Below are 277 nucleotides of genomic sequence, written 5' to 3' on the forward strand. Positions count from 1 at the left end.
CCCCAAATGCAGCAGCGAGCACCGCAGCAGCGAGGATGGATTGCTTGTACATAATTGCTCCTTGGCTCTTCCACCGTTTTCGAGGTGAATGCGGAAGAGCCGTAAAGGCGGGCGCCGGGGAAATTCGAGGCGTCAAAGTGCGTCGATGCGTCTGTTTTTCCGGTCAATCCATGCGGATTGCGTTTTTGTTGCAGTTCTGCTTCGCACGCGGCTTCGTCCACAGGTTAGATCGGGCCTTCGTAAGATATTTGATATTTATCAATATTAGGGCCAATAC

Annotated in this window: 1 protein-coding gene; it reads right to left on the reverse strand. The window is 52.0% G+C overall.

The window, feature by feature from the left end; all coding sequences use genetic code 11:
• On the reverse strand, positions 1–221 hold a 221-nt coding region (locus H6A60_RS13095), incomplete at its 3' end, for a hypothetical protein (protein ID WP_205105298.1).
• Positions 222–277 lie beyond the last annotated feature (56 nt).

This window comes from Sutterella massiliensis (assembly GCF_016899755.1).
GTDB lineage: Bacteria > Pseudomonadota > Gammaproteobacteria > Burkholderiales > Burkholderiaceae_F > Sutterella > Sutterella massiliensis.